Source organism: Methanomassiliicoccales archaeon (genome assembly GCA_013415865.1).
Classification (GTDB): domain Archaea; phylum Thermoplasmatota; class Thermoplasmata; order Methanomassiliicoccales; family UBA472; genus MVRC01.
Genome location: CP058896.1, coordinates 157,399 through 184,374, shown reverse-complemented (window position 1 = coordinate 184,374; position 26,976 = coordinate 157,399). Strand labels below are relative to the sequence as shown.

At 47.8% G+C, this 26,976-nt stretch carries 23 protein-coding genes, 1 tRNA gene and 1 other RNA gene; 8 read left to right on the top strand and 17 right to left on the bottom strand.

Going from position 1 to position 26,976, the window contains the following annotated elements:
• The first annotated feature begins 5 nt into the window (after window positions 1-5).
• Window positions 6-1,595, top strand: coding sequence for an FAD-binding oxidoreductase (locus HPY73_00950; protein ID QLH74153.1), 1,590 nt, complete (start codon window positions 6-8; stop codon window positions 1,593-1,595).
• A gap of 40 nt (window positions 1,596-1,635) precedes the next feature.
• Here HPY73_00950 and HPY73_00945 read toward each other — a convergent pair whose 3' ends face one another.
• The 3 genes from HPY73_00945 to HPY73_00935 form a co-directional block, all read right to left on the bottom strand.
• Window positions 1,636-4,431, bottom strand: a complete 2,796-nt coding sequence (locus HPY73_00945) for a PAS domain S-box protein (protein QLH74152.1) — start codon at window positions 4,429-4,431, stop codon at window positions 1,636-1,638.
• Window positions 4,432-4,513: 82 nt separating this feature from the next.
• A complete protein-coding gene (locus HPY73_00940; GenBank protein ID QLH75593.1) occupies window positions 4,514-4,657 on the bottom strand; it encodes a YHS domain-containing protein in 144 nt (47 codons plus the stop codon).
• 1 nt (window position 4,658) lies between these two features.
• A complete protein-coding gene (locus HPY73_00935) occupies window positions 4,659-7,154 on the bottom strand; it encodes a copper-translocating P-type ATPase (protein ID QLH75592.1) in 2,496 nt (831 codons plus the stop codon).
• 160 nt (window positions 7,155-7,314) lie between these two features.
• On the opposite strand from HPY73_00935, the gene HPY73_00930 reads away from it, so the two are divergent.
• A complete protein-coding gene (locus tag HPY73_00930) occupies window positions 7,315-7,782 on the top strand; it encodes an Lrp/AsnC family transcriptional regulator (GenBank protein QLH74151.1) in 468 nt (155 codons plus the stop codon).
• A gap of 136 nt (window positions 7,783-7,918) precedes the next feature.
• Here the strand turns inward: HPY73_00930 and HPY73_00925 are convergent, their stop codons facing one another.
• From HPY73_00925 to HPY73_00910, 4 genes are all read right to left on the bottom strand, one after another.
• Window positions 7,919-8,299, bottom strand: a complete 381-nt coding sequence (locus tag HPY73_00925; protein QLH74150.1) for a RidA family protein — start codon at window positions 8,297-8,299, stop codon at window positions 7,919-7,921.
• 45 nt (window positions 8,300-8,344) lie between these two features.
• Window positions 8,345-9,034 carry an HAD family hydrolase gene (locus HPY73_00920; GenBank protein ID QLH74149.1) on the bottom strand — a complete coding sequence of 230 codons (690 nt, stop codon included), beginning with the start codon at window positions 9,032-9,034 and terminating at the stop codon, window positions 8,345-8,347.
• Window positions 9,035-9,215: 181 nt separating this feature from the next.
• Entirely contained in the window at window positions 9,216-9,626 is a 411-nt protein-coding gene (locus HPY73_00915; protein ID QLH74148.1) for a hypothetical protein, read from the bottom strand.
• On the bottom strand, window positions 9,623-12,319 hold the full coding sequence (locus tag HPY73_00910; GenBank protein QLH74147.1) for a tetratricopeptide repeat protein: 2,697 nt from the start codon (window positions 12,317-12,319) through the stop codon (window positions 9,623-9,625). Before HPY73_00910 ends, HPY73_00915 begins: the two co-directional genes overlap by 4 nt.
• Window positions 12,320-12,443: 124 nt before the next feature.
• On the opposite strand from HPY73_00910, the gene HPY73_00905 reads away from it, so the two are divergent.
• Complete coding sequence (locus tag HPY73_00905; GenBank protein ID QLH74146.1) at window positions 12,444-12,863, top strand: DUF835 domain-containing protein; 420 nt, start codon at window positions 12,444-12,446, stop codon at window positions 12,861-12,863.
• A gap of 50 nt (window positions 12,864-12,913) precedes the next feature.
• Here the strand turns inward: HPY73_00905 and HPY73_00900 are convergent, their stop codons facing one another.
• The 3 genes from HPY73_00900 to HPY73_00890 form a co-directional block, all read right to left on the bottom strand.
• Window positions 12,914-13,450, bottom strand: a complete 537-nt coding sequence (locus HPY73_00900) for a DUF835 domain-containing protein (GenBank protein QLH74145.1) — start codon at window positions 13,448-13,450, stop codon at window positions 12,914-12,916.
• Window positions 13,451-13,500: 50 nt separating this feature from the next.
• Window positions 13,501-14,412, bottom strand: coding sequence for an isoaspartyl peptidase/L-asparaginase (locus tag HPY73_00895; protein ID QLH74144.1), 912 nt, complete (start codon window positions 14,410-14,412; stop codon window positions 13,501-13,503).
• An 86-nt stretch (window positions 14,413-14,498) separates the two neighbouring features.
• Window positions 14,499-15,818 carry a TrpB-like pyridoxal phosphate-dependent enzyme gene (locus HPY73_00890; GenBank protein ID QLH74143.1) on the bottom strand — a complete coding sequence of 440 codons (1,320 nt, stop codon included), beginning with the start codon at window positions 15,816-15,818 and terminating at the stop codon, window positions 14,499-14,501.
• Window positions 15,819-16,034: 216 nt separating this feature from the next.
• Between HPY73_00890 and HPY73_00885 the strand changes: the two genes are divergently transcribed.
• The gene (locus HPY73_00885; protein ID QLH74142.1) at window positions 16,035-16,754 is read left to right on the top strand and encodes an ABC transporter ATP-binding protein; all 720 of its coding nucleotides are present in this window, start codon (window positions 16,035-16,037) and stop codon (window positions 16,752-16,754) included.
• Between the two features lie 29 nt (window positions 16,755-16,783).
• Window positions 16,784-19,825, top strand: a complete 3,042-nt coding sequence (locus tag HPY73_00880) for an FtsX-like permease family protein (protein ID QLH74141.1) — start codon at window positions 16,784-16,786, stop codon at window positions 19,823-19,825.
• Window positions 19,826-19,872: 47 nt separating this feature from the next.
• On the opposite strand, the gene HPY73_00875 is transcribed toward HPY73_00880, so the two are convergent.
• Window positions 19,873-21,615, bottom strand: coding sequence for an adenosylcobalamin-dependent ribonucleoside-diphosphate reductase (locus HPY73_00875; GenBank protein QLH74140.1), 1,743 nt, complete (start codon window positions 21,613-21,615; stop codon window positions 19,873-19,875).
• 94 nt (window positions 21,616-21,709) lie between these two features.
• Here HPY73_00875 and HPY73_00870 point away from each other — a divergent pair, with 94 nt between their 5' ends.
• Window positions 21,710-21,943 carry a hypothetical protein gene (locus HPY73_00870; GenBank protein QLH74139.1) on the top strand — a complete coding sequence of 78 codons (234 nt, stop codon included), beginning with the start codon at window positions 21,710-21,712 and terminating at the stop codon, window positions 21,941-21,943.
• 5 nt (window positions 21,944-21,948) lie between these two features.
• Window positions 21,949-22,206, top strand: coding sequence for a TRAM domain-containing protein (locus tag HPY73_00865; GenBank protein QLH74138.1), 258 nt, complete (start codon window positions 21,949-21,951; stop codon window positions 22,204-22,206).
• Window positions 22,207-22,353: 147 nt separating this feature from the next.
• On the opposite strand, the gene HPY73_00860 is transcribed toward HPY73_00865, so the two are convergent.
• From HPY73_00860 to rnpB, 5 genes are all read right to left on the bottom strand, one after another.
• Complete coding sequence (locus HPY73_00860; protein ID QLH74137.1) at window positions 22,354-23,184, bottom strand: hypothetical protein; 831 nt, start codon at window positions 23,182-23,184, stop codon at window positions 22,354-22,356.
• A gap of 59 nt (window positions 23,185-23,243) precedes the next feature.
• On the bottom strand, window positions 23,244-23,726 hold the full coding sequence (locus HPY73_00855) for a DUF835 domain-containing protein (GenBank protein ID QLH74136.1): 483 nt from the start codon (window positions 23,724-23,726) through the stop codon (window positions 23,244-23,246).
• Window positions 23,727-23,994: 268 nt separating this feature from the next.
• Window positions 23,995-24,426 (bottom strand): acetolactate synthase, encoded by a 432-nt coding sequence (locus HPY73_00850; GenBank protein QLH74135.1) that lies wholly within the window; start codon window positions 24,424-24,426, stop codon window positions 23,995-23,997.
• A complete protein-coding gene (locus HPY73_00845; protein ID QLH75591.1) occupies window positions 24,426-25,727 on the bottom strand; it encodes a phenylacetate--CoA ligase in 1,302 nt (433 codons plus the stop codon). The genes HPY73_00850 and HPY73_00845 overlap by 1 nt, the downstream gene beginning before the upstream one ends.
• Window positions 25,728-25,887: 160 nt before the next feature.
• Window positions 25,888-26,180: RNase P RNA component (gene rnpB, locus HPY73_00840), an RNA gene on the bottom strand.
• A gap of 126 nt (window positions 26,181-26,306) precedes the next feature.
• Between rnpB and HPY73_00835 the strand changes: the two genes are divergently transcribed.
• Window positions 26,307-26,393, top strand: a tRNA-Leu gene (locus HPY73_00835).
• Between the two features lie 12 nt (window positions 26,394-26,405).
• Here HPY73_00835 and HPY73_00830 read toward each other — a convergent pair.
• On the bottom strand, window positions 26,406-26,933 hold the full coding sequence (locus HPY73_00830; GenBank protein QLH74134.1) for a hydrogenase 3 maturation endopeptidase HyCI: 528 nt from the start codon (window positions 26,931-26,933) through the stop codon (window positions 26,406-26,408).
• Window positions 26,934-26,976 lie beyond the last annotated feature (43 nt).

The following is a 26,976-nucleotide window of genomic DNA, read 5'->3' as shown; positions in this document are numbered from 1 at the left end:
TACAGATGGATTCAAAAGAGGATAACACGGCAAACCCCCAGCTCGTTTCCAGGCTGAGGGACGCGATCGGGCACGAGAACGTGAAGACGAGCAAGATGGAAAGGTTGCTCTACAGCCACGACCTTGCACCTTTGCCAAAGGAGACGCAGATTGCATTCAAAAACGTGCCAGATGTCGTCGTAAGGCCTAGGAACACTGATGATGTGGTCAAGATAGTCAAGATCGCCTATGAGGAAGGAGTACCTATAACACCGCGCGGCTCCTCGACGTGGGGGCTGGGCGGGTCCATGCCCGTCTTTGGTGGAATATTGGTGGATTTTACTGGCCTTATGAACAATATCCTTGACATCAACCCAGTAGATCTCACGGTAACAGTGCAGCCAGGAGCGACGTGGAAACAGGTCTACGAGGCATGTCTTGAAAAAGGCCTTCTTCTCGGTTCGTACCCTTCTTCCTTCCCATCAGCCACAATAGGAGGGTGGATCTCCACAGGCGGCATCGGAATGGGATCAATGAAGTACGGAGGGGCGGCAGATAACATCCGCAACATGGAGGTGGTAATGCCTGATGGCACCCTGATAAACACCGGTTTCGACCTTGTTGCGGACAACATGTCGGGTTATAACCTTCAAAGGCTCATATGCAGCTCTGAAGGGACCTTGGGACTGATCTGCAAGGTTACATTGAAGTTGGTACCTGCACCAGAGGTCATGAAGGCACTATCATATGCCTTTGATAGCCTAGAGGCCGCAGGGGCGCCTCTCATGGAGATACTCCGCAAGCGCGTTGACCCGTTACATATAGGTTTCTCAGATGGAAAGCACTTTGAGATGCTCCGGAAGATAGGGCGCCACGCCCCCGAGGTAGGAGCTATGGTGAACATCGAGCTCGAGGGTGCAAAGGAGGTCGTCGCCTATGAGGAAAAGGTCATTGACGAGATCATGGCCAAGCATGGGGCAAAAAGGATGAGCGATGAGGTCGCCGAACATGAATGGGAGGAGCGCTGTTACGAGTTCAGGGTCCGCGAGATAGGACTCGGCAGCATCCCTGGTGAGGTGATAGTCCCCTTGAAGCACTTTGCTGAGTTCACAAAGAGGACGAACAAGCTTTTGGACCAGCTGAACATGACCGGGGCGATAATTGGGACGGTCGCGGACCGCAACACAGTGATGTTCATGCCCTACTACCTGGCGGACTTCGACAACCTTGTGAACCTCACATCTTTCGGGTTCAACAGCAAGCTATCAGACATATCCTATGAATATGGTGGTCGTCCTCTCGGTTTCGGTTCGTTCTTCGCATCTAACCTGGACAAGATACGGGGACCAGGGGCAAAATATATACGCATGATCAAGAACACCATCGACCCCACCGACATTATGAACCCTGGGAAGATGGTGGGTACGTCTATCAGAGGAAATATCAAGATCCCACCCATGCTCTTCGAGCTGGGAATGGGTGCTATGGCGGTCGTAAAGCAGGCCATCCCGAAGAGCAAAGATGTAGAGGAAAGGATGGAGATGTACGAGCAGGAGCGTGCAAAGAAAGAGCGGGCCGAGGCTGTGCATCAGCATCCTAAGGAAAAGAAACACTGAGAATGATCGAGGTGGGGGTTTTCCCCCCTCATCATTGTTTTCAAAATCGCGATTTTAGGTGATACTTTTCTATTGCTTCGTTCAAAAGGGTCCAGACCGAGATCAACGTCTCTTTGTCTGATCGTGTGAACTCTCTATTCTTGACATTGGCCATCAATATACTGATATAACGCTTTTTTCCCATGGAGAACGGCAGAGAGCATAAAGCATCGATCCCTAGCTCCTTCGCCCCATATGGACCATCAGACATTTGATCATAGAACTCAGGTCCATTTTGAACAATCTTATTGACGATAAATGCCTTGATAAATGGGTCGTCACCGAACATCTCTAATGGACTGTGAACGTCCAACCCATCAAAACGCAACATCTCTACCCTCCCCTCTTCAAAAATGAAAAGGGCTGCCAAATCAAACCCCATGCCTTCCCTTACCATTGGCATTATCATTTCCAGGAGCTCTTCAGGAAAGTTACAGATCCCGATCGACCTGATGACATTTTTTAACATCAAAAGTTCCGAGCGTTCCCTTTCATGGCATGCTATATTTCTTTTAAGCTCTGTTATGTTCCTTGTGGAGCAGAAGACCGCAGGCCTAGAGCCCATCTCTGCCAGGAACATCTTCGTCTCCACATCAAAAAGAGACCCGTCCTTTCTCCTATGCACCCCTTCTATGGTGACGCTCTCACCTTTGATCATCCTGTCCCTCAGATCGAGCACTTTTTCGATGTCCAGTCCCATTACGATCTCGTTAAGCCGCTTGCCAACGAGCTCATCATATGCGTATCCCAATTCCTGAATGGATGCTTTGTTGCAGTCTAGTACTTGAAGCCCTCTATGTTTGGTGTCGACCACCAGTAAAGGATCGGGAAATTTCCAAAATGCATTTTTCAAAAGATTGAATGACTCAAGAGCTTTCTGATGCGATCTTTTCCTCTCCGTGATGTCCCTTCCTAGGCCAAAAATACCAGTGGGGGAACCGGAAGCGTCCCTGAGGATCGAGATCCTGTGGTCGATCCATATAGTTGAACCGTCCCTTCTCTTCATCTCGACCTCTATCGTTCTCGATGCCCTGTCGCCCTCCTCTAATGATCGCTCTTTTGGGAGCATTTGATCTAACAATTCTATCAATCGCTGCCGGTAAGAGGGCTCCATGGTATTGGTACAAGCCTCATCAATGCTCATGCCTGTGGCGATGTCACAGGTCCTTCTCAGCTCAGGACTTATGTATGTTATCCTTCTATCCAGGTCTGTTGCCCAGATGTATTCGCCGATGTTCTCTAGGCTCATGTTATAAAGCACCCAAGTGTCGTCCATCTCCCTGAGACGGTACATGTTCTCGGTCACATCCCGGACGATGCAACGATAACCCATTTGGGTATTGCCTGAGCCTGAAAATGGCGAACCGCTCATGATCATGACCCGTTCCTTGCCTTTCGCATCGGGCATCCTGAAGATTATGTTGTTGAAGCTATGATCATCAAGCCTATCCTCAAGCTCGCCTGCTATCTTCACCCTGTCTTTTTCTGAAATCAGGTCGAACAGGGGTTTTCCGATAAGCTCCTCCTCAAAGAAACCATAGGCCCTGCACGAAGGACTGATGAAGGTCAGGCAGAGGTCCATGTCAGTCTCAAAAATGAATCCTGGGATGTTCTCAAGGATCTGCTTGTACCGTGACCTGCTTACCTCCAGCTCATTTGCCGCCCTTTCGCTCTCGGTGATGTCCCTTATAATAAGGACCAGCAGCTCAGGTCTTCCCGTGATATCGTTCAAAAGGCTTGCGTAGTTCACTTCCGCCTTGAAGGAGCTGCCATCTAGTCTCAGGACATCGTATCTCCTGATGCCTAGACATACGCCTTTTTTCACCAAGGCCAGGTCCTCTGTGACCCGAGCCTTCTCGTAATCAGGGATGAGGTCCAATGCTTGTTCTCCAATGGCCTCTTCTTGCGAACGATATCCGAACATCTCGGTAGCTTTTACGTTCGCGGCAACGACCTCACCATCCATCTTCACCACCACGATGGCCTCTGGAATGGACTCTATGATCAGAGAATTCCATTCGCGGGCTTTGTTGGCCATTTCCAAGGCCTCGACCTTCTCAGTGTTATCGATGCAGAATCCTATGAACCCTGCAAAAGACCCGTCCATCATCGGTAGAGGGATCGCCCTTACAATGAAGTGCAGTACCCTTCCTGATGACGAGACGATCTTCAGGTCATCCAATTTCAACGGGGCCATTTTGGCCCTTGCACTTTCGAGCCTTGTAGAAAGATCCTCCCTGTTTATCACAGGGACAAGATCAAAGATCGACATCGAGGTCAAGTCCTGATTATCATATCCCAAGGCCACCGATCTGGACGTCCTGCTATATACAAATTGACCTTCAGGACCTATCTTCCACGACCAATCGACCATATCCTGGATGGTCTCATATAATTTCAGATCGGATGATGCGGGATGCATTAGCCTTTTTTTCTTATCCATCAACATTCGTATCTTGCAGAGACAGACATCGATATCCTCGATGCCACCCTCGACGAAATGGACATCCGTTTGGTCGATCAACGATAGAACAAGTTCCTTGTCAAGCCGAGCCATCATACAAATGATGGGGGGACCAAGGTCATGGGACCTCACCCTTTCGACCACGCTCTTCGTCAGATCTATGTCTCCTTCATGTAGTGTGATCACCCCATCTACCTTTTTCAGCTTGAGCAAAGGATCGATATCGACGACCTCGACCGTTGGAAAGACGTCGAGACCTTTGTTGCGAAGAACAGATGAATATTCTCTGACCGTATTCTTAGAGCGGCCGAAAATCACGAGGTTTGGCCTCATCTGATTCATTTGATAAGGTTAGTCTGTTCTATCGATATAAACTGATTGGGAAAAATAAAAATGAAAAAGTACTTCACATCTATCATTTCAGATATTTATCTGGGTCGGAATCGAATTTCTTCTTGCATCCCGGCGCACAGAAATAATAGGTTTTTCCCTTGTATTCCGACTTCCATTTCGCGGTCTTTTCATCTACCTGCATCTTGCATATGGGGTCTACTGCCAGCTCATTCACCTCCTTTTTGTTTTATCTCAGGGATATATGATTTCAACAATGCAGCGTTTGTGACAACCGACACCGAGCTCAAGGCCATGGCCCCAGCGGCGATTATCGGGCTTAACAAGATCCCAAAGACAGGGAAAAGCACTCCTGCTGCAATAGGGATTCCAGCACTATTGTAAGCGAAGGCCCAGAAGAGGTTCTGACGGATCTTCCTTATCGTCCTCTTGCTCAACTGTATAGCTGCCACCACGTCACGGAGGTCGTTCTTGATCAGGACTATCTCCCCCGCTTCGATCGCGACATCGGTCCCGGACCCTATGGCGATCCCCACGTCCGCCTTTGCTAGGGCAGGCGCATCATTCACACCATCGCCCGCCATCGCAACGACCTTCCCCTCGGATCGAAGCTTTACTATCTCCTTAGCTTTTTCTTCTGGGAGCACTTCTGCCAATACCTTGTTGATCCCTAATTGATCGGCGATCACCCTCGCGGTCTTCCTATTGTCCCCAGTGATCATTACAACCTCGATCCCCATACGCTTCAATGCATCGACGGCTTCCAATGCAGATTCCTTTATGACATCGGCAACCCCGATTGCCCCAACCGCCCTTCCATCGACCGCCAATACCATGACGCTGTGTCCTTTCTCCTCCATGTCTGACAAGACCTCATCGAGAGGCGCGGTCTGGACCCCCTCCCCTTCAATGAACCTTCTAGAACCGACAAGGACGATATGTCCATCGACCATGGCCCTGACCCCCTTCCCCGGAATATTCTCAAAGGACTCTGGGTCAGACAACGGTCCTTCTTTCTGAGCTCTTCTCACTATCGCCTGGCCTATTGGATGTTCGGAACCTTTCTCGGCCACCCCGGCGATGGACAAAACCTGTTCTGGTCGATATCCTATCCCAACGATGTCGATGACCTCTAGCTCTCCTTTCGTGAGCGTTCCAGTCTTGTCGAACACCATCACCTGAACATTCCCTGCGGTCTCTAAGGCTTCTGAGCTTTTGATCAATATCCCCATCTCCGCCCCTTTTCCGGTCCCCACCATTATGGCCGTAGGGGTGGCCAACCCCAAAGCGCAAGGACAAGCGATGACCAGGACCGAGATGAAGATCGTCAAAGAAAAGGGGAAGTGCGCCTCATTGACATCGAATACCGTTGTCCCGATGAAGAGCCAGAATAAAAAGGACGTGAGTGCGATCAGAATGACGACAGGAACGAAGATGGACGCGACCCGGTCGGCCAACCGTTGGATGGGGGCCCTCGATGTCTGAGCTTCCTCTACCAACTTGATTATCTGTGCAAGCGTTGTGTCAGCTCCAACCTTGGTGGCCCTTATCTTCATCAGGCCGTTCTTGTTGATCGATCCGCCAATAACGACGGAACCTTCTTCTTTATGCACTGGAAGACTTTCTCCAGTTATAAAAGACTCATCAACCTCTGAGCGACCTTCGACCACCACCCCATCGGTAGGTATCTTCTCCCCTGGCCTCACGACCATGATATCATTGACATCCAGATCCTCATAAGGGATCTCGGTCTCTTTGCCATCTCTTAAGATGGTCGCTGTCTTGGCCTGTATGTCTATAAGCTTCCTTATCGCTTCCGAAGTGCTACCTTTGGCCTTTGCCTCGAGATATTTTCCGAACAGGATGAGGGCTATTATCATTGCAGCGCTGTCATAGTAGACATCATCATATGGGACCGATCCTGGAAAGAAAGTTATCGCTGCGCTGTAGAAGAATGCGGCGCTCGTTCCGACCGCGATCAAGGTGTCCATGTTCGCCGTTTTGTTGCGCAAGGCCTTGTATGTTCCTATATAGAATTGATAGCCTGCTATGAACTGAACAGGCGCTGTCATTGCAAATAGAATATAGTTTCCGTTCTTATGGATGAAATGGTCATTACCCAATGATGTGAACATCATCAACAGCATCAAGACCATTGTCGGTATTGCCAAGGAAAGTGCGAAGATCAGCAATCTTTTCTGCCTCTGCATCTCCTTTTTTCTCAGATCTCGTTCCGCATCGATCGTCTTTGCCTCCAATACCTCATAGCCAGCATCACGGATCGCTTGTTTTATCTGTCCCAACCGTACCTTCTCAGGGTCGTATTTCACCATCACCTTCTCAGTGGCAAGATTAGCATTTGCCGAGAAGACCCCATCAAGCTCTTTCAAACTTTCTTCAATAGTTTTAACGCACGACGCGCAGGTCATTCCAGAAACGCTGACCGTTATCTCGTTCACGATCACTCCATACCCCGCTTCTGAGACGGCCTTGGTCACTTTCTCAATGTCCACCTTCGATGGGTCATACTCGATTGTCGCCTTCTCCGTTACGAGGTTCACATCGGCTTTATTTATCCCTTCTAGATCCTCTAATGCTTCTGTAATGGTCTGAGCACATGTCGCACACGTCATACCAGTGACGCCAAAGCTTGCCCTTCTCCTTTTCTGTTTGGACGGGTTCGCATATGTTTGCCCATCATCCATCTCTCTCATGAGGTATGTTATCGTAGCCCTATGTTCATTTATTTGATGGTTTACATTTGTAAAATATCATATTTCCTAAATGGAAACCAACCATAATTCTTTCAATCGTATATTTTGTTCGGGGATTATCTTTATAAACAGATTAAGATTTTCGAAATTCATGAACCTAGATAACACAGACATCAACATCTTGCAGGTGCTAATGGAGAATGGAAGGCTCTCATTCAGGCAGATAGCAGAGAAGGTGAAGGTCAGCGTTCCAACTGTTAGCAGCAAGATCGGAGCAATGGAGAACCTAGGTATCATAAAAGGATACACGGCCCGTTTGGATCCAGAGAAGCTCGGTGGTTTTAGCGTGATGCTCAATGTAAGGATGAGACCATCAGATGTCAAGAAGGTCTCGGAGCGATTTCAAAAGATCCAATATGCCAGACAGGTCTTTGTGATGAGCAATGGAAGGCTTCATATCATATGCACATTCCCAAATCAGAGTGCGATGAACGAATTTATCAGGAACCTTGCAGATGTACCTGAGATAACAGAGTACGATATATCTAACATCATTAGCGTGGACAAGGAAGAATCAAGAGCGATTATCAATGACGTGACATCAATGACGGTCCATTGAGGCTATTGTACGATTGAGATACACAGACCTCCTTATGAGGTCAGATTAGGCGATAAAGATCATTGTGCCTGTTGCCCTGTGCGTTAAAAAGAACTTGAAACAAAATATGAGGATATGAAAATCGATGCGGTAAGGCTCAAGACCTGATCTCAGCTATAGCATCGATCTCTACTTTTGCATCGAATGGGAGACAAGATACCCCCACCGTGGTCCTTGCCGGGAGATTATTCTCGAAAAACCTGCCATAGACCTCGTTAACAAAAGAGAACTTTGTCATGTCGGTGAGATATATCGTACATTTAACGACAGAGTTCAATGATGAGCCTGCAGCTTCCAGAACGTTTTTTAGGTTATTCAAGACCATTTCCGCCTCTTTCTCGATCCCTCCTGTGACAAGTTTCCCTGTTATTGGGTCGATCCCGAGCTGTCCAGAACAATAGACCATATTATGTGATATAACAGCTTGGGCATATGGACCAACAGGCTTAGGAGCGTTGGTTGAAAGGACTGTTCTCATATTATCCCCAATCCAACAACTTTCCAATAATTTTTTTTCTTTTTTCTACGGTCTTTTCAATGCGGCCGGAAGTTCAGCGACGCTGTTCAGCAATGCATCAACCATAGAACCTTTCCATCTCTCGAGGTCGTTATAGCCCGAAAGAACACCGATAAAAATGACACCGGCACCTTTCGCGCATCTAAGGTCCATAATATGGTCTCCGACATATGCGCATTTATCGATGGGGGTCTTTATTGCATTCGCCGCTCGAATCATGGAGAGAGGGTTTGGCTTTGCCTCATTCAATCTATGGTCATTTCTGCAAACTATCGACCGCTTATCGAATTTAAATCCTGCAATATTAAGTCCCTTTTCAACATACTCCCTTGAACCTCGGGTTAATATGCCTGTTCTGATGCCTCTATCACGGAGCATATCTATTGCCTCACAAGCTCCCTTGACAGGTCTGGTCTTCTCTACTTCACTGAGTTCTATTTTGATAGATTCTCGATCTATATCATGCTCAAATTCAATGAGTTCGTCATGGCTCAATAATTTCGATAAATAGTTCAATGCAACAATGATGTTATCCGCTGACGATTTGTTTCGGGATACTAGGCTCTGGGGCACACCGTAATCTGAGATTACCCGAAGTATAGAATCCCTCATCGCTGCATAATCTATGGTGCTTTCTACCAGTGTGCCATCAAAATCGAAAACGATCCCCTTTACATCATGATCAGAAATATCCATGCAATGATGGAATAAAGGAAGAGGTCTATTATTTCAATCTTTTTAGCAATTTGGACTCATTTCTCACAGATATATAAATCATTAATAATATAATATATAACATATTTTAAAATGTTTAGTATATAATCTTTTTTGTAGCATGCTCAAATACTATTTTAATACTCACAAAGCCACACACCTTTCATAAAAATTCATGAAAGGTGAATATGATGAAGTTCCCAAAAATGTTGCTGGCCGTACTCGGCTCGGTTGCCATTTTAATAGGCATGTTTGCGATCGTGGGAGCGGCTCTCCCGGCAGTTGGGTTCTCTCTCTCAACAGATTCTGACTTCAACATCATCCCGGGCACAGACCCGCACATCATCCCGGGCACAGACCCGCACATCATCCCGGGCACAGACCCGCACATCATCCGGGCACAGACCCGCACATCATCCCGGGCACAGACCCGCACATCATCCCGGGCACAGACCCGCACATCATCCCGGGCACAGACCCGCACATCATCCCGGGCACAGACCCGCACATCTTGGCCTTCTGAGCTAAAGGGTTCCCTCCCTTTGAAACCCTTTATCAATTCATTTCTTTTCATAGTTTGGCCATCTCCTCATCCACCATGGACATCAACTTGGAGTTGCCAATCTTTTCTGCAACCTTTTTGGCTTCCATGAACAATCTTTTCGCCTCACTGGACTCTCCCATCTCAGCATAAACCTTTGATATTTCGAATATCCAATGGCAGGTCCTTGAGGGAACATCAAGGCCCTTGGTGATCTGGATAGATTGAATGAATTCTTCCTTGGACCATTCCCAGTCACCTCTAAGCTTCAAAAGGAAACCTTTGAACATATGGGTGCTTGCCAGCATCATCTTATCGTCGATCTTCTCGAATATCTCTGCCGACCTATGGATCAGGGCCTCGGCCTTGACAAGGTCCTTTCTCTCAAGATATTCTGCTGCCATATTGGAAAGGGCATAAGCTAAGGTACTGACATCCCCAATCGAATTGGCCAGGTCCACCGCTTTTTCAAGATATCTTAGTGCCTCATCTGTCCGACCGATCTGTCTTAGGTCGTTTGCTAGACCGATGCAGGCTTTGGCCATCATATTAATGTCACCGGCCCTTTCCAAAGCCGACAGGCTTGACTTTTTAAGGTCTACAGCTCTTTCAAAATCGGACAGGCCCGCTCTCACTCTCCCATGGCCATACAAGGCTCTTCCTAACGCTGTTCGGTTACCAGCCTTTTCAGCAAATTTCTCCGCAGACCGGAAATTTTCCATTGCCAGCTCATAAAGACCTCGCCTCTCGTATACCCCCCCTAGGTCATAATGTACCTCTGCCAAGGTCAGCGGGTCCCCCGATTCGGTAGCCATGGTCAACGCGAGAGTAAGAGATTCCATGGACCGGTCATATCTGGACCTTTTAAGTTCAATTGCACCGATCTTCCGATGGATATCCGCCAATAATCTCTTTTCAGATTCTGGTGGTATCAACTTGATAGCCTCACAATACTCCATGACAGCCTTTTCATACTCTCCACGGAGGTCCATCACATCAGCATGTAAGAGTAGAAGCTCTTCCCTCTCCTTGATGCTTGGTTCCTCCAACAATTTCTCGAGCAATGGCGCGAATTGGTTCGAATATCCGCGCCTCACGATCTCGGCACCTCTACCTGCCGCGATCTCAACGGCCTTCGACAGCTCTTTTCCCATGATACAGTGGTAAAGTGCTTCAACTTGGGATGAAAGGGAACTGTCCTGAATGTAGAATTTTGAGGCGGCGCGATGATACATGGTTTTTTGTCTAGGGGTCAATCGTGAATATGTGAATTCTCTAAGAAGGTCATGCATCCCTATGGTACGGCCTATAGATTCATGCAGGATCGATTTTGCAAGAAGTGAGTCCACGGTCTCATAGGAGATGGTGTAGTCTATATCCTCTAACCCGATGTCTTCACCGTGAAGATCTTTCCTCATCTCTTCTTCCGTAATGAAGAAAGCGTCGATGATGACTGGATATCTGAACACTGCAGCAACGTTCATTATCCTTTTTTCTGCAACATCAAGTTTCGAAATCACCTCCTGGTCGATGAACATCCGGATGTTCTTCCCCAAGGCGCTCTTTACATCCTCTATCAGCTCGAGAAATAGAGGATGTCCCTCCGTGATTTTGATCAACTGTTGCATCTGATCATCAGGGATCGATCTCGCCTTGAGCATCTTAACACAGCTTTCCTTGTCAAGACCCTCCAGCTGAATCTCTCTCACTTTGTTTTGCACAACAAGCGAACGGGAATAGAACAGAGGTAGATCTCTAGTGGCACACACCAATCTCACCGATTGCATATCTTCCAGTACTTCCATGATCGCCCTCACGAGGTCCTTTACCGCCTCTTCCCCTTTTTGAACGTCATCGAAAATCAGCAAGGTCGGGACGTTCCGAAGATCGTTGGTCAGTATCTGAAGCACCTCTCCTACATTAGGAGACTCTGTCTGCCCGAGATACCACTCCAAATTCTTTTTTCCAGATTGAGAAAGAAATTCTGCGAGAGGTCTTAGGAGACCTTTGACGTTGACCCATTCATGGACCTTTAGCCAGAACACATTGGTGCGGTCACGGACCTCCTGCGCGAATTTAGCTATAAGGGTCGTTTTACCAATCCCTGGGATCCCGAAGATGACGGCCGCTTTCGGCGAATCTGAGGTAATAAGGTCCATCAAGACCTTCATCTCCTTCTCCCTGCCAAAAAAGGTATGGACGGCTGGTTTTTTATCGGTGAAATCGACGAACCTGCGCTCCTCTTTCACCTTTGACTCGTGAAAATACCTACAGTCAAAAACTCCTCTTTCGATCCCTTTCGCAAGTTCAAGGAAAGAATAGTTTCCAGGAATGTAAGAGGCTAATTTTCCAACCTCATCTTCATGCACCTCTCCTTTAAGATCGATGACCTTTATCTTCAGCGACTCCATCTCATTTTTCAGAGATTTTGCCGTTTCGAACCCGTCGTGCGTAAGGAAATAAACCTTTCTTACACTTGGCAGACCTTTAACATGTCTGGTCGAGACCTCGATCAATTTTTCATCTTCAAGCTCCTGAAGTATCTTCGCTACATTGTTCCGTCCAACATCGACCGCTTCTGCGATCCCGTCCTGCGTCACAGAACGGGGCACATTGGCATCTTGGGCGAACTTTTGCATAGGCAGCAGGTGGACCAACACCCTCTCACGGGCCGTGAGCAACGACTTTCTCGACCCTCGGTTCACAGACACAAATATCGCCACCATCTAAAACAATTATCGTGCTCCTGAGGTCCTTTGTAAAAAGTAGACTATATGAAAAAAAGAGCATGCTCAGTTCCAATTTAAATATGGATAACACGAAAGGGTGTACATGGGAAAGGTGTCTCAAATGATAATTAATGGATGTGAAAAGAACGTTGTGATGATAGTCGAGGGATATCCGAGACTAGGATTCAAAGCGTTCGGGGACCTGATCTCAGACGGATCATACAGCATATGCATATCTAGACTTCATCCGGAGTACGTCTCGGAAAAATTTAATCTGTCGGGGCCAAAATTCTTCTGGTTGACCGGCAACAAAGGAAAAGATGTCATATCCCCAAAAAGCGTATCGCACTTGGTCAAGTGCATAAAGAAGGAAAGCAAAGGTAAAAGGACGATGGTATTCCTGGATGGGCTGGAATATCTCCTACTGTGGAATGATATCAAGAGGGTCTTGGTCGGATTGGAAGAGATGGGCAGAGAACTGAAGCTCAACGGGGGGGGAGCTATATGTCAGCATGGACCCACTGGCCTTCGAACAGAATGATCTCGAGAAGATCTGGAGCTTTTTCCCTAAAGTTGAAGCGGAGGTTCTGATCAAAGAACGATCTCGGCAAATCTCCGGAGCCTCGCAAGTGACATCTCATCAAGAGACCTTGGATCTAGAGGTACCAAAAGGATTGACCGCGTCTCCATGACGACATCGTTAAGCTCCTCGAACATGACGTTAAGAATGTGAAAATTGTTATATACAGAGAGATGCTCGAAGCCGTCCAATATTGCGACCGCGCCACCTTTTTTCCTCATGAATGATTCGAGGACGCCTTTTACAGCTGATGGCTGGTCCGGTGAAACATTCCCTTCCCCCGCCCTTTGAGTCAGCCAATAGGATCTTATCTTTGCCGAAGGCCATCTTTCAGCGATGTGTGATGGATGCATCCTTGAGAGGCATATAATGTCATCTGTCATGAGCGTGAGCTTTGATATTATCTCCAACGACATCTCCATGCTCTCATTCGGAATGATATATGTCATTCCATAGTCCAAGGTCACGTTCCCCTTTGCCAATGGTAGGGTCACATTTGCTATCCTGGACGGGGTGAATGAAAAAGCATCTGCCGTCGTTCTTCTCACTTCCCAACTATACAAATTATTCAATAATAGGGTATGAAATATAATATGATTCACTTTAAGACCGTTGACGTTCTTTTTCCGTCCTTATCAACATACGCTATCGCCATCCTTGGTGTATTGAAATGATATCCAATATTCCCTTTTTTATCAATGACCACGACCCCCCCATGCCCATCGACCCTATCCGCCAAATACCTTATTGCTTCATAGGCGGCTGTTGGCGCATCCATACCTTTCTCAACATTACAGCATATCCTTCTGGCGATACAAATCTTCATCAGGGCCTCACCAAAGCCGGTGGCCGAGACACCTGCTGAATGGTTGTCAGCATAGGTACCACATCCTACCAACGGGGAATCGCCGACCCGACCGACCATCTTGTTGGGCGTCCCCCCCGTCGATGTTGCAACACATATGTCCCCCTCATCATCGATCGCGACCGCACCGACCGTGCCCATAGGTCCTTCTTTGAACGAGGTGAACGAGTCCTTTTGTTCATATGAGCCTGTCGAGCGTATCATCTTCCATCTTTCCAGCTCTCTAGGCGAGACCAGCTCTTCGGTCGGAATAAGCTCTATCCCCACGCTGTTTGCAAATTTTGTTGCCCCTTCACCGACCAGCATACAATGTTTTGTTCTTTCCATGACCATCCGCGCCACAGAGATCGGATGCCTGACGTTCTTTATGGCAGCGACGCTTCCTAGTTCGAGCGTCCTACCGTTCATGATTATCGCATCCATCTCCACTTCCCCCGCAGCATTGAGGAATGAACCACACCCAGCATCGAAAGTGCAGTCAGATTCCATGAACTCGACCGCGGCATAAACCGCCTCTAACGAACCACTCCCTGACCTAAGTAGGTCATATCCGATATCGACGGCCTTTGCACACCCCTTGATATGAGCCTCATGCAGTTCCTCAGGAATGTTCCAAGCACCTCCATGAACGATGATGGCCTTCAATTCCTCACCACAGCTATCGAAACAAATAGAATATTTGAGGGTTATTAAAAGATAAATAAAGCGTTTAGGTAAGGGACCAAGCGTTCTCAATTGCCATTCATTGTTCCAGAGATGTATTTCGCATATCCGGACATATCCAACAAGCCATGTCCTGACAGGTTGAACACGATGACCTTCTCTTCGTTCTTCCTCTTTGCCTCTACCGCCAGGTCAATGGCCGCCTTTATAGCATGGCTACTTTCCGGCGCTGGGATGATTCCTTCCGCCCTTGCGAACTGCATGGCAGCATCGTAGACCTCCAGCTGATCGTATGCCATTCCTTTGACCAGACCGAGTTTGGCCATCAGGCTCACGGTAGGTGCCATACCATGATATCTTAGTCCGCCAGCATGGATCGGTGAAGGGATGAAGTCATGCCCTAGCGTGTACATCTTGAACAACGGGGTCATACCAGCAGTGTCGCCATAGTCATACCTGTACTCTCCCTTAGTTATGGAGGGGACCGACTTCGGCTCGACAGCGATGAACTCGGCATCGCATTTTCCACGTATTTTGTCGCCTATCATAGGGAATGTGAACCCAGCGAAGTTGCTTCCTCCCCCAACGCATCCGATCATATAGTCTGGCTTTTCATCCACTTTCTCAAGTTGTGATCTGACCTCTTGACCTATGACGGTCTGGTGCAACATGACGTGATTCGCCACGGATCCTAAGGCGTATTTCGTGTTCTTTGATCTCACGCAGAGCTCTATGGCCTCGGAGATCGCTACCCCCAGTGACCCTGGGTGGTCCTTATTCTCTTTGAGCAAAGATCTTCCGTATTCTGTCTCTAGGCTTGGAGAAGCATGCACCTTGGCCCCGTAGGTCTCCATGATGTAACGTCGGTAAGGTTTCTGGTCATAGCTGACCCTGACCATGAATACCGTGCATTTCATGTCAAAGAAGGAGCATGCCAAGGCAAGGGAGGTTCCCCACTGCCCCGCTCCTGTTTCAGTCGTGAGGTTTTCGACCCCTTCCTTAAGATTATAATAAGCCTGGGGGAGCGCCGTGTTGGGTTTGTGACTTCCACAGGGGGACAGGTCTTCCCTTTTAAAGTATATCCTCGCGGGAGTTTTGAGGGCCTTTTCGAGCCGTATCGCCCTTTGGAGAGGGGAAGGTCTGCCGAGCAACACGTAAGATTCCCTTATCTCTTCAGGGATGTCGATATAACGGTCGGTCGACATCTCCTGTCTGATAATGCCTTTTGGAAATATTGCCTCTAACGCCTCTGGAGGAGCTGGCTCCTTTGTTTTTGGGTTCAATATGGGAGGTATCGGTTCTGGCGAATCAGCGGCGATGTTATACCATTTTTTAGGGATCTCGTCAATGTCAAGACCGATTTTTATCTGATTGAATTTTATGTTCATGATGTGCGGGATATATTATGCAATATATAACATTATTGAACTATATTGTATAATTATATACAATTTTAGAAACTTAGTAAAAAATATTATAATATTATATATATAATATAATATAATTATATACGTTGATATGAGTTTAAAATTATGGGGCATTTCTCAGTAAATATTTTTAACGCTCTGGTCCCATACTATCGACGGTCATTTAAGGTGCGGCCCATGCCTATAATTAGATGTGAGAACGTCAAAAAAAGATACGTGACGGGCGATATCATCGTCGAGGCTTTAAAAGGCGTTTCTCTGGATATAGATAAAGGAGAGATGGTCGCTATAATGGGGCCTTCCGGCTCCGGAAAGACCACGCTTCTAAATTGTCTTTCAGGGATAGATGACGTCACAGATGGCAAAGTGTTCATCGAAGGTACTGAGCTAACTTCTATGTCAGATGACATGAAAAGTGATTTTAGAGCTCGAAGGATGGGGTTCGTGTTTCAATTTTACAATCTTCTTCCAGTTCTCACAGCGGTCGAGAATGTTGAGCTCCCATTGTTGATCAGTGGTGCGGAACCGGAAGAGGCCAGGACAAGGGCCCTGGAACTCCTGGAACAGGTCGGGCTAAAGGAGAGGGCATTTCTAAGACCTAACGCTCTCTCAGGCGGCGAAAGGCAGAGGGTGACCATAGCAAGGGCGCTTTCGAATAGGCCGGCCCTTGTGTGGGCGGATGAGCCTACAGGTGATCTTGATAAGAAGACCGCTGATAGCGTGGTCTCACTGATGAGAAGGCTCAATGAGGAGAGCAAAGAAACATTTGTCATCGTCACCCATGACCCAGAGATCGGTGAGAGATGTGATAGGATCATACACATGCGTGATGGTCAGATCATCTCTGAGAACGGAAGAGCTTCTACCATTGCTGAAGAGATAAAGCAGCTTGGGTGAAGAAGATGGCCAGAAGAAATGATGATAAAATGTCTGAAACTAAATTGAGAAAGGAGGCCAAGAGGTCACCGTTGAATTTCCGTTTTATAATGAAGGCCGGGATCTTTCTCCTTATCATCGTCTTCGCCTTCATTTTCGTCCCATCACCTTATTCCTGGTTGGCCATTGTTTTCATCATAATCGGGTTCATCTCTATCGACGCTTTAGGACATAGGGTCCTTTTTAAAATGGCCCACAGAAATTTGTTTCGGCGCAAGGGAACGACCATACTTGTCGTGGCAGGACTGATGGTCGGAACAGCGATAATATCAACGTCCTTTGTGGTGGGCGACACTTTGGACAACATGATCGTCCAAGAGATAACAAAAGGGGCGGGCGAGGTCTCATTTGTTATTGCAGCTAACGACGACCAAGGTTCGGCAAGGTATTTTGATGAGGCGGCCATTGGACCGCTTGTGGAAGATATTAAAAAGATAGACCATGTTGAATTCGCGGCAAGCATGGTCATGGAGAGGTTCGTTGCTTATAATCCGAGCACGGACCTGAGCAGCAAATCCCCTTATTTGGTCATGGGCACCAACTCAAGCATATGGACGCGTTTCGGTGGATGGGTCGATGTTTCGGGAAACAAGATAATGAACGGGCCATCGGTCAATGGATGTTATTTATTCGTCGATGATGCGATCGATCTCGGAGCAAACCTCGGTGATACTATCGTTCTGACAAAAGGGGACCTGATCGTGCCATTCACTGTCGAAATGATAGTGAATAACTACGAGCCGGGGCTGAACGGGCTCAGCACATCGGTCTTTGTGGATATTGAAACATTGCGATCAATGACCGGGGTGATTGGTCAGGTGAATTATATTTTCATAAAGACAGAATCATTTGAAGGCGACAGGTTTTATTATAATGGCCAGGTAAGGAACAGCATTGACGCGCTGATAGGGCCATTGGAAGGAACCACGGGGCTTAAAGTGGTCGCGGACGTTAAACAGATACTTGATGAAGGAAAACAGAATCTTGCTACGATATCGGACCTTTTTTTGGTCTTCGGCTCTTTCTCCGTGATAGCAGGAATAGTCCTTGTCATAAACATCTTTACGATGCTGGGCGAGGAGCGCAAAAGCGAGATGGGGATGGCAAGGGCCCTTGGGATGAGAAGGGCAGACCTGGAGAGGCTTTTCACATATGAGGGACTTCTCTATGCGACGATGGCGACCGCTGTCGGAGCATTAGTGGGCCTTGCATTAGCCTATTTCATGATATGGGCCATTTCAGGAACATTTGACTTTTTCCGCGTGCCCATCATCGACTACTTTCACTTCGAGACATCGTCTTTGATGATATCTTCTATAGCTGGATTCCTGATAACCGTGGGAACAGTCTATATAGCAACGGTGAGGATCTCTAAGCTTAACATAGTGAGAGCTGTCAGGAATATACCAGAGCCACCTATCTCCAAGAGCGATAGAAGGTCTTTTCGATTGGGCGTGTTAGGGATCGTTATTGGGGCGGTCATCATGTTCATAGGGATCGGAGTAGAGGACCTGAGCCCGGCCTTCGGTGGTCTCTCTCTTATGACGATCTCTTTGGGGCTTGTTATAAGAAAATGGGTGGGAGATAGGATCGCGTGGAATTTGGCAGGTGGCCTCACGTTGTTCATCTGGATACCCAAGGGAGATTTTGAGATATTCGATTATGACAGTGGTATCGAGATCTTCATCGTTTCAGGTTTGTTCATGGTAACATCCGCACTGATATTGGTGATCTTCAATTCGGATGTCCTGGTATCCTTCTTGCTCAAAATAGCTCCGTTCAAGAAAGGTTACAGGGCGGTAATAAAGACCGCAGCATCTTATCCTTTAAGGGCCAAGTTCAGGACAGGGCTCAGCATATTCATCTTCGGTCTGGTTATATTCACTGTCACCGTACTAAGTATGCTTTCAGGCATACTAAATGTGAACATAGAGAGGATGGTGATCGAATCATCGGGGGGTTTCGACCTCATTGCGATAAAGCAGTTGCCGGTCCCTTTCGAAGAGGACCCTTGGGAGATCATAAACACAACCGGGGGTTTTGTTGAAAAAGAGAACGTGACGAACATTATCGGGTTACCGGCAATGCCCATCCAGGCCAATTTCACAGGAATAGACGGTATGACAGGGTCACAACGCCAGTTTGAACGAAGCACTTCCATAATTGGCTTCAACCAACGATTCTACACTGAGGGAGAATTCCCATTGAGCGACTGGGATAGATCCCTTTTCCGCAATGAGGAAGACGTCTGGAGGGCCGCAGTGTTCAACCCGTCGCTCGTGATCGTAGATGGTTCTTGGGCTGCACAGTCTGCGGGTTTCGGGGCCCCTGTCTACGAAGGTGCCGTCGAGATAGGTCAGTCTATCAGATTAAAGTCGCTCTCAGGCGAATATGAGAATGTGACCGTTATCGGCATAATGAAGCAACAGTTCTTCAACGGCGTCTTTATGTCAGAGGCAGGGGTATATGCTAACCACCATGCGAATGGACCAACGATACTGCTGATGAACTTCCGCGAAGGGCTGGATGTGAGTAGACAGGCCGTGCTCGTGGAAAGAGAGTTCCGCAATTACGGCGTCGTTACAGTCAACGTCAAGGAAATAGCTCGGCAGGTGACAAGCAATATCAACAATATGTTTTCATTGTTCCAAGCTTACCTTGCGATGGGGTTGATCATTGGGATAACTGGTCTTGGCATAATAACCATCCGGTCGATCCGAGAAAGACAGCTTGAGATAGGGATGATGAGGGCGATAGGATATCGAAGGTCGATGGTCGTGGCGAATTTTGCTCTAGAATCGGCGTTCATATCTACCCTAGGAATAATCATAGGTTCCCTCTTGGGTATAATGGTAGGTTACGAGCTCTACACGAACCTCGTATCCGAGGGGTACGACTTTGAGTTTGTAATAAATTGGCGTCCGATAGTTTTGATAGGTTTTGGTGCCTTGATAGCTACACTGTTATGCGTTTATCCTGCGGCAAGGGGTGCCAGCAGGGTATCACCAGCGGAGGTATTGCGTTTTGAATGAAAGGAGGATGCGGGAACGATCCAAACGGGTCCGTCGAACTTCATTGTTCATCCGAGCTTTCCGCAGGTAAAACATTCGACCTTTCCAGTTCCCAGGCTTAAGACCTGTCCTGGTTTGGACCCCTCTCGATAGACGGTGATGCCTTTGCATTTTTTCTTGAAAGCATGGATCATGATCTTGCCTATTTCGTCGGGCGTAGCGCTCATGGGAAGATTTATTGTTTTAGAGACCGCATTGTCGACTTGTTCCTGGAATTTGGCCTGCATATCGACCTGAAGCAAGGGGTCGATCTCATGAGCAGTGACAAAGACCTCTTTTATATATTCAGGGACGGTCGAGATCTCTTTGAGCGGGACGCCTTTAGAAAGTTCTTTGATGACCCGGTCCGTCTCGACCTTTTCCAGGTCAAGCATTTCTAATAAGATCGGATTTGTCTCGACCAATATCTCTCCATCTAGAACTCTTCTTTCAAGATAAAAAGAATAATTAGGTTCGATCCCACTGGAGCAACCAGCAATGATGCTGATAGTTCCCGTAGGGGCGATCGATAGCAAAGTTGCGTTACGCCTTGATGGATCTACTTTGCTCCCCTCTATGTTCGGAAACGGTCCTCGACTGCTTGCGATCGACCTCGACTCCTCATCAGCGACCGATCTCATGAAATCCATCAGTTTGCCTGCGATGTCGAAACTGCTCCTTGACCCATATCGAACGCCTTGTAACAATAGCAGGTCTGCAAATCCCATGACACCGAGCCCGATCTTCCGGTTGCCCTTGACCATTGAGGTGATCTGATCAAGAGGATATTTTGACGCGTCTATAACATTGTCAAGGAACCGGATCCCTAACGAGATCGTGTCCTTGAAAAGGTCCCAATCCATATCTCCCTTGTTACGGTCATACATCTTGACCAGGTCGATCGATCCAAGATTGCAGGCTTCAAACGGAAGCAATGGGACCTCTCCGCAAGGATTGGTCGCCTCTATGGTCCCGACATTGGGGGTCGGATTCGATCTTTCTATCGTATCGAGGAACAGAACCCCCGGATCTCCTGATGCCCAGGAAGAAGAACACATCTCTTCGAAAATTCTTACTGCCTCGACCTCACCAACGGCCGAGCCGTCCCTAGGATTTCTTAGAATAAAATGATCGCCCCGAGTAAGGGCATCCATAAATTCGTCCGTTATGCCGACCGATATGTTGAAATTAGAGAGTGTCCTCTTATCATCCTTGGAATGGATGAACTCCATTATATCCGGATGGTCCACCCTCAGGACGCCCATTGAGGCCCCTCGCCTCCTCCCGCCTTGGCGGACGGCCTCGGTAGCGATATCGAAGACCTTCATGAAAGAAAGCGGTCCAGATGCCGCGCCTGATGTGGAAGCAACAATGTCACCTCTGGGCCTTAGCCTTGAGAATGAAAAACCAGTACCGCCCCCGCTCTGATGCACGATCGCCGCCCATTTCACTGCATTAAAAATACCTTCGATGCTATCCTCGACCGGGATCACAAAACAGGCTGCCAATTGCTGTATGGACGTCCCTGCGTTCATCAATGTTGGCGAATTTGGCAGAAATCGCAAGGTCCGCATCGCCTGGACAAATTCACTTTTTTCTTTATCCGCATCTCTGTCACCATAGAGATAATCAACGGACGAAATGTTATCCGCGACCCTCTCTATCATCATTCCTGGTGTCTCGATTATGGTGCCTTTCGTATCCTTTCTGAGGTATCTTCTTTTGAGGACCACCAAGGCATTCTTTGTGAGAGGAGGTTCAATGGATGACATTATGCTGTAATTCGAGCAGATAGATAATCAAAATTTTCCTCTGATCGGGAATATTATTATCTTCACCATTTCTTATGAGGATTCGGATCGTATTATGAGGACCTCTAAAAAGATAAGTATGTCCCCGAAGGAGGTGTTAGACCTTGCCGAGAAAATGTTTTCGGGGGAAGGGCTTAGAACAACAGACAGGGCGCCCAACAGGATCTGTATGGAGAACGAGATGGGTTTTGTGACGATCCAGATAAAGACGATCACTAATGGGGACCTATGTATCATGGCACAAGGTTTTGATGAATTGGTGAATGAATTCATTTCCTTATTGAGGTGAGGACGATGAAGTTCAAAGGAAGAAAAGAGTTTCCAAACAAGAGCCCGGTTTCAGAGGGCCAGTTGTTAAAGGTAAGAATCACCGATGTAGGTAAGCAGGGAGATGGTATAGCAAGGATCGAGGGTCTGATAATCTTCGTAAAGGGGGCAAAGGTCGGCCAAGAGCTGGAAGTAAAGGTTGTAAAGGTGAGCAAAACGTCGGCCTTTGCCGAACCTGTCGTCGTCCAGTCATCGAACTGTCAAAACCAGGACCAAAGATTTTGACCATCGAGATGCGATCTTATGCAAATATCATTTCCCATTTGAAGTAGACCTTGATGGTGAATGTCTCTCAAAACGTCTCTCTTCGTCAGAAGAAGAACATAGCAAGATCTTCATTCATTCGGGCTCATGGCCCAACACGTCACCTTATCATTTCCACACCAATGACGTTGGGGATAGGACCCTTTTATCGGTCACGATGGTATCGACCAGGTCAAGGGGTGTGAGCTCGAAAATCTGGGACATATCCGTGAAACCATCATGCATCTTCGTGGCCCTCTTCAGGTCGATGCTGGTAATATTGGCTATCTTTATCTCACTGCTGAGAACGTAAAATGATTTTCCAGCTGTCATACAGGTCGCGGCAAGTGCTCTGGTGCCAACTTTGTTCAATACTCCGTTCTTGGTTATCGCATCAGCACCCACGATGCAACAATCGACCTCGTCGATCACTGAACCTATCATACTGTCAGTGATCAATCTCGTATGTATACGATGCGAGGCCAGTTTCTTGACCGTTGTCCTGCCCTCCCCCAGTGGTAGCGACTCTGCAACATAGACCATTATCTCATTATCTCTAGCCTCTCTCAACAAGGTGGACATGACGGTGCTCGAGTACGAGATGGTCAAGAACTTGCCCCCCTGCACGAGCCCGAGGAACTTTTCCGATATTTCGCTGGCAGAGTTCATGAGCTCTTGTAATACTTCGTCCACCATATCGGCCATGGCATCGTTCCAATTTGTTAATGCAGGATCGGATGCCTTGGCCTCGATCATGTTGGCGATATTATGGAAAGGCGCCATTCCAGGTCTGGCATCTCTTAATTCACCGACAAATTCCTGCCATTCAGCCCTAGTAATCGTTCTGTTCGTATTCAGCAACGACCTAAGGTTTTGTAATAGCTTAGATGTCATCTCTGAGCAACCGGAAACAGTATCCTCCCTGACCCCGGTCAAGATCGAGGCGATGGCGGGCCGCATGCCATTGTCATGTCCGTCATTAGAAATATTACTATCGAAAAGATTATTGCTAAAAAATTTCAGGCCTCAGTATTGCTGACAACCACCTCGTCCGACACCCTCTCAAGTTCGGCCAATTGCTTATCATAGTGGTTCTTGGGATCGAGACTTATAATGAAATTACTGGCCCCATTCTCTCCTACCTTTTCTCGTGCCTTTTTTATTACTTTGAGGACCGGTTTGAAGCCATTCCACATCTCCAGAACATCCATCCCGTTCAATATTATGATCCCATTCTCATTTTTAGCAAGGAAACTGTGAAGGTATTCCTCGAATATCTTTAGATTCATCGGAGGTATGCAATCATCGTCTGGCCTAGGTGAAAGCCACTTGGTCGTTAAAGGTTCATGGAGGTTTGTGAACTGCATCATCAATTGAGCAGGTGAATGTTTTGAGATATATAGGGCCGGCCTCCCCTTCGCCAACTCTTTTCTTAAAAACTGGTGCGTCCTCAAAGGGACCCTTTCTTCGATAAGGTACATCTTGCCGCTTTTGAAATCCATCTTCACTCCCTCCTAATTATTGGAATTTTGCACATGTGAGTACAAGTTCATTATTCGCTGAAATGACATATGATGAAGATAATAGCGTTAAAATAGCGAATAAAAAGTAAATTTTTCATAATTTTTAAATGTTGACAAAATAGTTAAAAATCATCATTTTAATAAAATATATATTGTGCCAGGTATCAGAAAATAGGTGGTCGTTGGAAATTTGACCTATTTGATAGAGTCCCGAATCGCAGAATCCGCTGAAAAAGCGGCCCTCCGATCACTCAAGGTCGCTCATGCACAAGAGGGCGATCCCCTTAGAACTGAACCTTCGGACCGCTTCCTCTGGTCTGTCAACCCTCAATATCAGGACTGCACCATGTTTTCCACTGAACGCATATGAATAATCTATGTTGATGTTTGCCGTCCCTAGCAATTCCGCCATCTCTCTCAACCCACCGGGGACATCCCTCATCCTCACACCTATGACGTCTGTGATCCGGACCATATAACCAAGGTCAGATAGCTTTTCAACCGCCCTTTCCGGATCAGAGACGAGCGCCCTAATGACACCAAAACCTTCCGCCTCTGCTATGCTTAAAGCCAATATGTCGATGCCCTCATCCTCCAACGCCTTGGCGAAGGCCGCCAACTGTCCCGGCCTGTTCTCAGAGAACAGCGATACCTGCTTCAGATAATGCTCAGACGTCATCAGATCCTCCTCCTATCGATCACACGCTTTGCCTTGCCCTCGAACCTAGGCAAAGAATCAGGGTTCGCCAACTCGACGTCCACGGCGACATTCAACGATCCTTTTAAAGCATGGGAGACCTTCTTTTTGATCTTCATCAGATCGTCTATCTTGTCACTGAAGTACTCTCTCTTTATCTCCACCCTGACCAGCATGTCATCGAGCTCTCCCTTTCTGTCCACTTCGATCATGAAATGCGGACCGATCTCAGGAATCGACATCAAGGTGTGCTCCACCTGCGAAGGGAAAACGTTGATACCACGGATGATGAGCATATCGTCCACCCGACCCTGGATACGACCGATCCTCGGATGGGTCCTACCACACTCACATATGCTCTCATCTTTTGTAGTTATGTCCCCAACTTTGTAACGGATTATTGGGAGAGCCTCTTTTTGTAACATTGTGACCACCAGCTCTCCCCGTTCTCCATCAGAGACAGGCTCTTGAGTATCTGGGTCCAGAACCTCTGTCAATGCATAGTCGCCCCACACATGTATCCCCTTCTGCGCATGGCATTCGGTGAAAAGTGGGCCAGAGAGCTCACTGGTCCCATAGATGTCATAGGCCATGATGCCCAGATCGTCCTGTATCCTTTTTCTCATTTTTTCTGACCATGGTTCGGCCCCAAGTATGGCCCTCCTTAGTTTAGTGTCCTTTTGAAAACTAAGTCCCATCCTTTGAGCTACCTCCCCCATATGGAGGAGATATGATGGCGTGCAGGCGATGGCAGTGACCTTCATATCCATCATAAGCTCGATCTGCCTCTCGGTGTTCCCAACGCTCGCAGGCAATACCGCAGCGCCGATCTTCTCAGCCCCATAATGAAGCCCAAGCCCTCCTGTGAAAAGCCCATAACCATAGCTGACCTGTACCGTGTCCCCACGTCCGATCCCACATGAGGTCAACGCCCTGGCGAGAGAATTGCTCCAGGCATCTAGATCGTGCTGGGTGTAACCAACGACGGTCGCTTTCCCTGTCGTACCGGACGACGCATGGAACCTGACCACATCATCCCTAGGAGTGACAAAGAGCCTGTCGGGATAGTTGTCCCTCAGGTCGCTCTTATACATGTACGGGAGCTTGGTGATATCTTTCAAGCTCTTTATATCGTCGGGATGGACCTTTGCCGCCTTCATACGAGAATGATAGAACTCAGAGAAGCTGTAGAGCTTGTAAACCAACGTCTTCAGCAGCTTGTATTGCATCGTTTTCAGCTCTTCTATCGGCATCTGTTCCATCCTGGGATTCCAATAATTGATGGTAAACACCTCACTTCATGGATTCTCTGTTCTTCGGCCGCCTGAATATCTGGACCGGTCGTACGGAGGGGTAACTACCTTGATATTAATAATAATGACCCACAATGTCACGGTACATGCTAACTAGCATCATCCCCCTAATTCTGTAGTGAAAGTGGCCAGGTGAGGATAGTAGTCCCCCTTCTGTTTCAGGCGGCATTCAACTAAGCGCCCTACCCGCCGGTCCTGAGATCGTCATCCCAGCTGTTTGGGCTTGCTCCGGTGGGGAGTCACCGTTTCACCAGATCCCGAGGAACGTCACCGACTTACGGATCATCCTTTTGCACGGGCTGTGTCGTTTCTGCGTCCTTGCCCTGGTTCTCACCAGGCCGCTCGCGCGGCCCACCGCTCTCGTGGAGGGGGGAACTTCCTCAGCTGGGCCTTCGCCCTACCGTCGGCCGCCCTTCCTCTCCTGGCATTCAGCATGAGAGAGTCGGCGATATTAAATCTATCGAATGAGACCGACCGGTCATTGCGAGCGCATCGCTGTTCAGTTCAGGCAAAGGTTAATAACCGACCCCTACATTCGGAGGTTTACCTGCAGGGGTAGCCAAGCATGGCCAACGGCGCTAGATTGAGGGTCTAGTCCTTAGTGGTCCGTGCGTTCAAATCGCACCCCCTGCACCATCTATAATTCTTTCAAGGTTCTGATATCGACGGGCAGCTCGAAGGCCGTTGAACGGTCTTTATCAAGATATCCGCTATTTTTTGTGCAGACCTCTCGACCTCTCCTGTCATTTTTTCTCCAAAGTTCACATCCTTGGGTTGGACCAGTATGAATCCGACCTTGGCACCTGTCATGATCCTGACATACTCGCTGAATACCTTCACAGGGAGCGTGTGCGTTGATATCGGAGGGTCTAATGAGACCTCCTCAACAGAGCTCAACCTGACCTCTCCCGGTCCCAGACCTATCAATGCGGCATCTATCAGAAGCACGTGTGTAGGTCGTATGGCAACGATCTCGTCAATAAAGCTCTCCGGGACGGTCTCGCACTCGATGAGATGCACTCTTCCCTCTACCCTTCCTTTCATGAGCCCGACCGTTCTGACGCCTACATGATCGTCGGACCGTATCGGGTTCCCTATTCCAGCGATCACGATGCAACCCGCGCCATCTAGCCACACTTGAAGATCGAACGTCAGTTTTTGGAAACAATCTATCAATGCGATACATCTCCATATCTCGGCGTGGTCCTACACCTCAGGA